The organism is Pseudomonas sp. MF6776 (assembly GCF_016613125.1).
GTDB lineage: Bacteria > Pseudomonadota > Gammaproteobacteria > Pseudomonadales > Pseudomonadaceae > Aquipseudomonas > Aquipseudomonas iridis.
The window spans coordinates 1-7,592 of sequence record NZ_JAENSQ010000064.1; the positions used below are offsets into that span (position 1 = coordinate 1).

Below are 7,592 nucleotides of genomic sequence, written 5' to 3' on the forward strand. Positions count from 1 at the left end.
TCGTTCGCGGCCACTTTCCCTGCATCAGCGCCGAAATGACACCATATTTCCACGACGTCGCGGACCATGTCCACCGCGTGCAGTCCATGGTCGACGGCCTCCTGCTTGTCCTGTCCACGGTCTTTGAAGCCAGCAGCCTTCTTGAAGCGCAAAGGACGGGGGTGATCACCCGCCAGCTGGCGGCTTGGGCGGCAATACTGGCAGTCCCGACGGCGATCGCTGGAATATACGGCATGAACTTTAAGCACATGCCGGAGCTGGACACGGCCTACGGATACTTTGTCGTGCTCGGAGTGATAGCGATATCGTGCGTTTTCCTATTTGTGCGCTTCAAGAAGGCTAAGTGGCTGTGAATACTGCCCATCGTTTTCTTCGCCGTCATCTGACGGTTACAGCGGGCCTTATACGGAAGCTTGTCCAATCCAACTCAAGATGAAGGTGCGTCCATGACATAGCAGCTGACCGACGCTCTACAAGCAGTTCAGTCCTTCATCGCCAAGGGCTAAGACCGCGAATAGCGCGTCAAGGACAGCAATCTCGTCGATCTCGAGCCAGGATCAACCATCGGTCCGTGCGGCATCTGCGTCGACGCGGCGTTTCGCCTCGGAAGCGGTGATGATGGCGATAACGCCTCCACCCTCTACGCGATCACCGATCCGGCGACCGAGCATAAGGGCCTGTTGATCGACGTGTTCGATGAAATCTGCTACCGCGACCCAGTTCAAGAGTCGGGACCTCAATGTAGAAGAAGTTGACTAACGAGCATTCGCGTCATCCGATCAAGCAAGCTGGAGACATTTATGAAAGCCATTGGTTACAAGGTTCCGGGACCCATCGCCGCGGATGCCGCGCTGGTCGACATCAATCTGCCTCGGCCTGTCGCTGCAGGATACGATATCCTGGTTGAGGTGAAGGCCGTCTCGGTCAACCCGGTCGACTACAAGGTCCGCAACAGCACGCCGCCGGCAGATGGCGATTGGAAGGTGCTGGGATGGGATGCCGCCGGGATTGTGCGCGAGGTCGGCCCCGACGTCACGCAGTTCGAGTTAGGCGACGAGGTCTATTATGCCGGATCGATCACACGGCCCGGTACCAATGCGGAGTTCCATCTCGTCGACGCCCGGATTGTCGGTCACAAACCTGCGTCGCTCTCCTGGGCGGAAGCGGCGGCGCTGCCGCTGACGACGTTGACGGCCTGGGAGGCGATGTTCGACCGCCTGGACGTGGCGAAGCCCGTACCCGGTGCGGCGGAGGCGATCCTCATCATCGGTGGCGCGGGCGGGGTTGGGTCGATCGCCGTCCAGATCGCGCGACAGCGCACGGACCTCACCGTCATCGCCACAGCCTCTCGACCGGAAACCCAAGAGTGGGTAAGAGGGCTTGGAGCTCACCACGTCATCGACCATTCTCGTCCGCTCGCGCCACAGATCGCCGAACTCGGCATCGGTGCTCCCGCTTTCGTCTTTTCGACCACACATACCGAGCAACATGTCGCCGACATCGCCGAACTGATCGCCCCACAAGGACGGTTCGGACTGATCGACGATCCCAAGGCATTCGATATCATGGTTTTCAAGCGCAAGGCGGTGTCGATCCACCACGAGCTGATGTTCACGCGGTCGATCTACGGCACGCCCGACATGAATGAGCAGGGCGAGATTCTGGATGCGATGGCAGCGCTGGTTGACGACGGCAAAATCCGCACGACGCTGACCCGGCGACTGTCGCCGATCAATGCCGCCAATCTGAAGACGGTGCATGCACTGATCGAAAGTGGCGCGGCTAAAGGCAAGATCGTCCTCGAAGGCTTCTAACGACCGCGATCGCCAAACATCTTGTCCAACCTCAAAAAGCCGAACGGGTTATGCCCCAGCGATGAGAATCCCATGACCAAATCTATTGCCACCGCCTCGATCAACCGCGAAACCGCAGTCGCCCTCATCGACGCGGCGCTCGCTGCGGCCCGTGCCATCGGCATCCCGGCTGCCGTCGCCGTCGTCGACGCCACCGGTAACCTGCGCGCGTTCGAGCGCACCGACGATGCGCCGTTCCTTACCGTCGATGTTGCCATCGACAAGGCCTGGAGTTCCGCCTCGTTTGGGTTCCCGACCCATGTCTGGAACGACTATGTGACCAACGATCCAAAAGTGGCGCCGCTAGCCTATCGCCCTCGGATGGTCGCTGTCGGCGGCGGTTATCCGATTCTGGAGGATGGGAAGTTGATCGGCGGCATAGGCATCTCCGGAGGCAACTATCAGCAGGATCAGGATGCGTGCGTCGAGGCACTCATGAAAATCGGGTTCCAGTTGCCAGCCTGACGACTGTGAGGCCATCACCGGTGGTAATGGCCAACAGATCCAACCTTTGAGAGGCCTAATGATGGAAGCGTTCGTCGTCTTTACGCGGGAAGAAACCAGCGACCCACATGCACTCGCAACCTATTCTGCAGGCGTCGGACCATCGTTCGATGGTCACGACGTTACCTTTCTCGCCGCTTATGGCGCGATCCAGCATTTGGAGGGGCCGCCCATCGAAGGGGCCGTAATCTTGCGTTTCCCGACGATGCAGGCCGCTCGCGACTGGTATGACAGTCCCGCCTACCAAACCATCGCTGCTCAACGCTTTGCCGGTTCCCGTTACCGCGCCTTTATCATTGAAGGGCGGCGGTGACATACCGACAGAAGCACTTCGGCGCTGACCACGAGGTATCGGCGTGTGAACTCGCATCTTGGGAATCTGTGGGGGGGACCAAGACAGCGGCGCTAGGGGCTCATATCGTCGATCGGATCAGAGAGTTGCTCGGCGAGAATGGGTTATCTATTGCCGAGCTGACGGAGCGGAGCCGCCCTCTCCCAACGGATTGATTCAATCGTTGACGCTCCTCCTATCCGGATCCGGGTTTTCGCACGCTGATCAACAGAGTTACAGCGCGCAACGCCTGTAGTGGGCATCAGGGGATGGGTGGCAATCAGGATGATTGCCCACCTTCCAACGATTAACCTTGCTCAAGTTGCTTCACTAGTCGCTCCGCGTCGAGATGGAAGTCCGAGAAAACAATGCTACCGCCAGCGTCGATAACCGTAAACCACGGAGTTCCTCGTGTGCGGTAGTCTTCCATGAAGGTTGGAAACGGCGAGCCGGTCGGTTGCTCGTCGTGACCGAAAACGATAGGAAGCTCATACTTGAGCTGGTTCACGCGCAACTTCTCGAAGGTATTCTCATGCGTTCCTTCGAAGACGGTCTGGATCACTGCGAACCCCACGTCTTTTGAGCTCAACGCTGCATGCAACTTTTGTAGCGTCGGAAACCCATGCAAATGGCAACCTTGGCACCAATGCTGGAAGGCAAACAAGATTTTCGGGCCGGGCCCGATATCTGACAGTTTGAACGGCGCGATACTTTCCCCATCTTTGCCAATCCATTTTTGCACCCGCAGCTCAGGCGCTTGTCGTTCGATCTCGTTCATCTGATCCTCCAACCCCGATACAGAAGCTTAGTGGATGATCGCGCGTCGCGACGGTGCGCGAACGTCCGACCTTATTTTCCCTATTTCCTGAAGCCAGAATAGATCAGATCGACATTTCGTCCTTAATATACTCAAGCTGCCGGCGAGCGCGAACTGGGCAACCATGCGCTGGTGAGCCTTGAGCTTTGCACGCTGCCCATCCGTTTGAGAGCGAACCTGCAACTTCCGCTCCGCATACCGCAGATCAGCGTACGCAGCCTTGGGGTTATCTACCCTATAGCCATTGGGTATTGGGAATCATGCTGGCCTGACGCTATGTTCGATACGCGATTTTTTACGATGATAGAGCATCTGTATCTGATTTTTAGTCGATTGGCTTATTCGGCGGATGTGCGGGCAAATGCTTTACGCAGAGTACTGAAATGAAGGCCGGCTTCGGTCTGCCGTATCGAGCAAGAGGGGTCACTATGGTCACCAGAGGTTTCACCGGTCGCGGTTCAGGCGACCAGTCCGATCGGATTCCGCCAGGTCAGCATCTGGTGGAGGATTTCCCTGTTCTGTCGGCCGGCCCTACGCCGAGGGTAGAGCCCTCCGACTGGAAATTCACAGTCAAAATTGGTCCGAAGCCCGTCAAAACGTGGAATTGGGGCGAATTCAACACTCTACCAAAGACCCAGGTGACAAAGGATATTCACTGCGTCACCTCTTGGTCCAAACTGGATACCGTTTGGGAGGGTGTACTCATTGAAGACATCCTTGCAGATGCAGAGCTTGATCGGCCTACCGATTTCGTCTTGGCGCACTGCTACGATAATTATTCGACAAACGTCCCTCTGACGGATCTGCTTTCCGGGAAAGCGATGGTCGCCCTCAGTTATGCGGGCAAGCCACTTTCCCGCGATCATGGGGGGCCGGCGCGTCTTCTAGTGCCGCACCTTTACTTCTGGAAATCCGCCAAATGGGTGAATGCGCTGCAATTCACGACGCGTGACGAGGCCGGCTTTTGGGAGCTGCACGGCTATCACATCTACGGCGATCCGTGGCGCGAACAACGATACACCCATGACTGAAAACGAAGCGCAAGTCCGTTCGTGGCAATCATGCGTGATCGACGACATCATCCAGCAAACACCGAGTATCAAGAGCTTCTTCCTTCGGTTGAGCAAGCCGTTCGCGCACACCGCAGGTCAGCACGTCGATATCCGGCTGACCGCGCCCGACGGCTACAGTGCAATGCGCAGCTACTCGATCGCGTCATCGGCAGTTTCGACCCCGATCGTCGAGATAGCTATCGAGCGCATGCCGGATGCCGAAGTTTCGCCGTTTTTTCACGACATCGCGGCGATTGGTGACGAAATCGAAGTTCGCGGTCCGCTCGGTGGCCATTTCCTTTGGCCTGAGCCTGCCATAGATCCGGTTCTGTTGATCGGGGGAGGCTCCGGCCTCGTGCCGTTGATGGCAATGATCCGGCAGCGCCGCGCATTGGCCCAAGCCGTTCCGACAGCGTTGCTCCTGTCCGCACGAACCGCCGAGGACGTTCTCTTCTCAGAAGAACTTCATTGCATCGAAATCAGCGATCCGGCGTTCGTCCTGGCGCTCGCGATTACGCGCGAGAAACCGGTTCGCGCATCGGACTTTGCGCGACGGATCGACGGCATGATGGTCCAAGAAATTCTAACCAGGCTTCAGGGAAAGCCGACGCAAGTGTTCGTCTGCGGGTCTAACGGATTCGTCAACATCGCAACCGATAGCGCGCTGCTGGCGGGCTTGGACGCCTCCATCATCAAGACGGAGCGCTACGGGGGCTAGCGGCGCGAGCTATCTCACGTCGCGCCGATCGTAGACGTGCGCCCTGGGAAGCTTTGGCGATCAACGTGAACCGTTTTGCCGAACACAGTCTTCGTACCCCCCGGCCTCTAGAACGCCTTCGCTCGCGATACCTGGCTCGACATCAAGCTCAATTTGAAAGTTCCTGCACTATCCGTCGTCCTGATATGCTCGACCAGCATGATGGGCGATTCGAGCGGGACCGCTTCCGTCCCAATCGAGGCTCGGTTACCTTAGAGCATCGGCTCGGCGCTACAGGAGGCGCGTGCGGCCTCTGCCTGGCGGTGAAAGCACTTTGGGCCATGTCGCCTGGATAGCGGCCAATCGTCAGCATCTGCTCCGATGTCGGCCAAGGTGCAGTCGCCATCTTTGAACGCCGCGAATTGGAGATCAACGCCATGACAGCGATCCGCGTGCAACTGCCGGAGATGCAATATGACAACTGATGTATTGCTGTACACCACGAATTGGTGCCCGTTCTGCCGCCGAGCGAAGGCGCTCCTCAAGGAAAAGGGCGTGCGATGGAAGGAGCTCGATATTGAGGCGGATCCGGCTCACCGGCAGGCCATGGCGGAAGCGTCGGGGCGAAGCTCCGTGCCGCAGATCTTCATCAATGGCACCCTTATCGGTGGCTCCGATGAGCTATTCGCGCTCGATGTCAGAGGCGAGCTCGACAAACTTCTCGGGCGCAACCCGCCTGCCACCTGAGGAGGTGCGGCTTGGGGCAGCCAGCCCGCGAGCCTTCGCCGGTTGATGAATACAAAAGGAGAGTCCGTTGGTCTCAGCCATCTGGAAAGACACTACTATCGCCACAAGCGACGAAACAGTCATCGTCGAGGGAAATCACTACTTCCCACCGTCAGGAGTCGACCTGAGCCTGCTTGAGATGAGCCCGCACACATCTGTCTGTCCGATCAAAGGCGCCGCGCGCTTCTTTCATGTTCGCGCGGGTGACGCGCTCAACGTGAACGCCGCTTGGACCTATCCCGCCCCCACTCCGGATGCCGAGGGTATCCGGGATTACATCGCTTTCTGGAAAGGCGTGGACGTTGCCTAGCAGACTGGACGGACGACTTCGCTGATAGCCATGCGGGCGCCGACATCTCAATTATCCTGCCCACCCCGGGCCTCGTCGGCTGCAGGAATCTGCCCGGCACCTTAGCGCGACCCGGCACTGGCGGTCTCGCACCCGCCGCGCCTCTGTTCTATCAATAAGGATGGATGACATGGAGCATTCCGAGTTCGATGCCGCTTTCGCGAAGCTTGCGGAGGGATACAGAGAAGGGACTTATGAAGGCCGGCGTTTCAGCTTGATCGTCCGGCGATCTGGGGACGGACGTCGCAACAGTCTGTTCGCCAGGGAGTTGGACGGGACTGACATTGTCAGCTTCAACCTCTTCCGCGTTACATCAGATAGGACATTGTTGAAGCCGTGCGAAATGTCCGCCGAAAAGGTCGTAGCGTTCGTGCTGGAGTTCCGACCGGACACCTGACGGGCAGAAGAAGATCCCGGCCAACCGGCGCGCCTGCGACGGCCGGCTATCTAAGGCTGCGCAAGCCTATAGCCGCAGCTCATTGCACTTCGTCTGGCGAGGAATTCAACATCGATACGTCGCCATCCGCGGGGATATCGGTACAGGCGCCCGTGTAAGCCAGATTGAGAAATCCTAAGCGATGACTAACACCAATGACGCCACCCTTCCGACACATTCTATTCTTGAGGAATGCACAGCGATGGCTGTCGTCAACGCTCTGAAGATTATTCTGAAGAACAGCTACGCGATCTACCTTAAGACAAAAAATGCCACTCGGGCGCATCCCGCCCCTACTTCAGGGACTTTCACTTGCTTCTCGCTCTGTCACTCACAGCATCGGCACGCCCATGACGCATGGTATCCAGGCCTCATAATTTTCCCATATAACCTTCTTGTCTTTTGCGCACCCAGAAAGACTCGAGGCTTTAACTGGACAGATGAGCCCTCGAGGGTAGTGTTCACCTGATTGGCTTTCTCATATCTGATGTTGATTCGCACAGTGTGCCAACCAGGTGATAGTTTCAAAAAACCTGCGCTTCAGAGCGAATTAGACGATCTTCGATAAGAGCGATCCGCCTCAAAATCCAAAACATCTAACATTGTCCTAGAGCCATATTTGTACCTAGTACTATGGCGCTCCCATTAACACATTTGATGATGCACAGAAAACTTAGCTCATGATAGCTTTCAGCTAACAGCTATTCGGAAGCCCGAAAGGATTCAACCGTTTAAGCGTGAACCGTCGATTATAAATACTTTCGTAA

11 protein-coding genes are annotated in these 7,592 nt (G+C 57.2%); 9 read left to right on the forward strand and 2 right to left on the reverse strand.

What is annotated here, in order from left to right:
- On the forward strand, window positions 1-353 hold a 353-nt coding region (locus tag JJD74_RS30005; RefSeq protein WP_325167035.1), incomplete at its 5' end, for a CorA family divalent cation transporter.
- Between the two features lie 204 nt (window positions 354-557).
- Here JJD74_RS30005 and JJD74_RS30010 read toward each other — a convergent pair.
- Window positions 558-725 carry a hypothetical protein gene (locus tag JJD74_RS30010; RefSeq protein WP_016487060.1) on the reverse strand — a complete coding sequence of 56 codons (168 nt, stop codon included), beginning with the start codon at window positions 723-725 and terminating at the stop codon, window positions 558-560.
- Between the two features lie 75 nt (window positions 726-800).
- Between JJD74_RS30010 and JJD74_RS30015 the strand changes: the two genes are divergently transcribed.
- The 3 genes from JJD74_RS30015 (at window position 801) to JJD74_RS30025 (ending at window position 2,670) form a co-directional block, all read left to right on the forward strand.
- Window positions 801-1,814, forward strand: a complete 1,014-nt coding sequence (locus tag JJD74_RS30015; protein ID WP_002118279.1) for a zinc-binding alcohol dehydrogenase family protein — start codon at window positions 801-803, stop codon at window positions 1,812-1,814.
- Window positions 1,815-1,886: 72 nt separating this feature from the next.
- Complete coding sequence (locus JJD74_RS30020; RefSeq protein WP_005006001.1) at window positions 1,887-2,318, forward strand: GlcG/HbpS family heme-binding protein; 432 nt, start codon at window positions 1,887-1,889, stop codon at window positions 2,316-2,318.
- 58 nt (window positions 2,319-2,376) lie between these two features.
- Window positions 2,377-2,670 carry a DUF1330 domain-containing protein gene (locus JJD74_RS30025; RefSeq protein WP_010591688.1) on the forward strand — a complete coding sequence of 98 codons (294 nt, stop codon included), beginning with the start codon at window positions 2,377-2,379 and terminating at the stop codon, window positions 2,668-2,670.
- A 325-nt stretch (window positions 2,671-2,995) separates the two neighbouring features.
- Here the strand turns inward: JJD74_RS30025 and JJD74_RS30030 are convergent, their stop codons facing one another.
- Window positions 2,996-3,466 (reverse strand): TlpA family protein disulfide reductase, encoded by a 471-nt coding sequence (locus JJD74_RS30030; RefSeq protein ID WP_003464979.1) that lies wholly within the window; start codon window positions 3,464-3,466, stop codon window positions 2,996-2,998.
- A gap of 422 nt (window positions 3,467-3,888) precedes the next feature.
- Between JJD74_RS30030 and JJD74_RS30035 the strand changes: the two genes are divergently transcribed.
- The 5 genes from JJD74_RS30035 (at window position 3,889) to JJD74_RS30055 (ending at window position 6,786) form a co-directional block, all read left to right on the forward strand.
- Window positions 3,889-4,536 carry a sulfite oxidase-like oxidoreductase gene (locus JJD74_RS30035; protein ID WP_002118288.1) on the forward strand — a complete coding sequence of 216 codons (648 nt, stop codon included), beginning with the start codon at window positions 3,889-3,891 and terminating at the stop codon, window positions 4,534-4,536.
- Entirely contained in the window at window positions 4,529-5,275 is a 747-nt protein-coding gene (locus JJD74_RS30040; protein ID WP_002118292.1) for a ferredoxin reductase, read from the forward strand. Before JJD74_RS30035 ends, JJD74_RS30040 begins: the two co-directional genes overlap by 8 nt.
- A 453-nt stretch (window positions 5,276-5,728) precedes the next feature.
- Window positions 5,729-6,001, forward strand: a complete 273-nt coding sequence (grxC, locus tag JJD74_RS30045; RefSeq protein WP_005005995.1) for a glutaredoxin 3 — start codon at window positions 5,729-5,731, stop codon at window positions 5,999-6,001.
- 67 nt (window positions 6,002-6,068) lie between these two features.
- Window positions 6,069-6,350 (forward strand): DUF427 domain-containing protein, encoded by a 282-nt coding sequence (locus JJD74_RS30050; protein WP_003464986.1) that lies wholly within the window; start codon window positions 6,069-6,071, stop codon window positions 6,348-6,350.
- 169 nt (window positions 6,351-6,519) lie between these two features.
- Window positions 6,520-6,786, forward strand: a complete 267-nt coding sequence (locus JJD74_RS30055; protein WP_003464988.1) for a hypothetical protein — start codon at window positions 6,520-6,522, stop codon at window positions 6,784-6,786.
- Window positions 6,787-7,592 lie beyond the last annotated feature (806 nt).

Coding starts and splice junctions, on each gene's coding strand:
- JJD74_RS30015 (WP_002118279.1), top strand. CDS start 801: ATGAAAGCCATTGGTTACAAGGTTCCGGGACCCATCGCCGCGGATGCC.
- grxC (WP_005005995.1), top strand. CDS start 5,729: ATGACAACTGATGTATTGCTGTACACCACGAATTGGTGCCCGTTCTGC.
- JJD74_RS30025 (WP_010591688.1), top strand. CDS start 2,377: ATGATGGAAGCGTTCGTCGTCTTTACGCGGGAAGAAACCAGCGACCCA.
- JJD74_RS30030 (WP_003464979.1), bottom strand. CDS start 3,466: ATGAACGAGATCGAACGACAAGCGCCTGAGCTGCGGGTGCAAAAATGG.
- JJD74_RS30020 (WP_005006001.1), top strand. CDS start 1,887: ATGACCAAATCTATTGCCACCGCCTCGATCAACCGCGAAACCGCAGTC.
- JJD74_RS30055 (WP_003464988.1), top strand. CDS start 6,520: ATGGAGCATTCCGAGTTCGATGCCGCTTTCGCGAAGCTTGCGGAGGGA.
- JJD74_RS30040 (WP_002118292.1), top strand. CDS start 4,529: ATGACTGAAAACGAAGCGCAAGTCCGTTCGTGGCAATCATGCGTGATC.
- JJD74_RS30035 (WP_002118288.1), top strand. CDS start 3,889: ATGAAGGCCGGCTTCGGTCTGCCGTATCGAGCAAGAGGGGTCACTATG.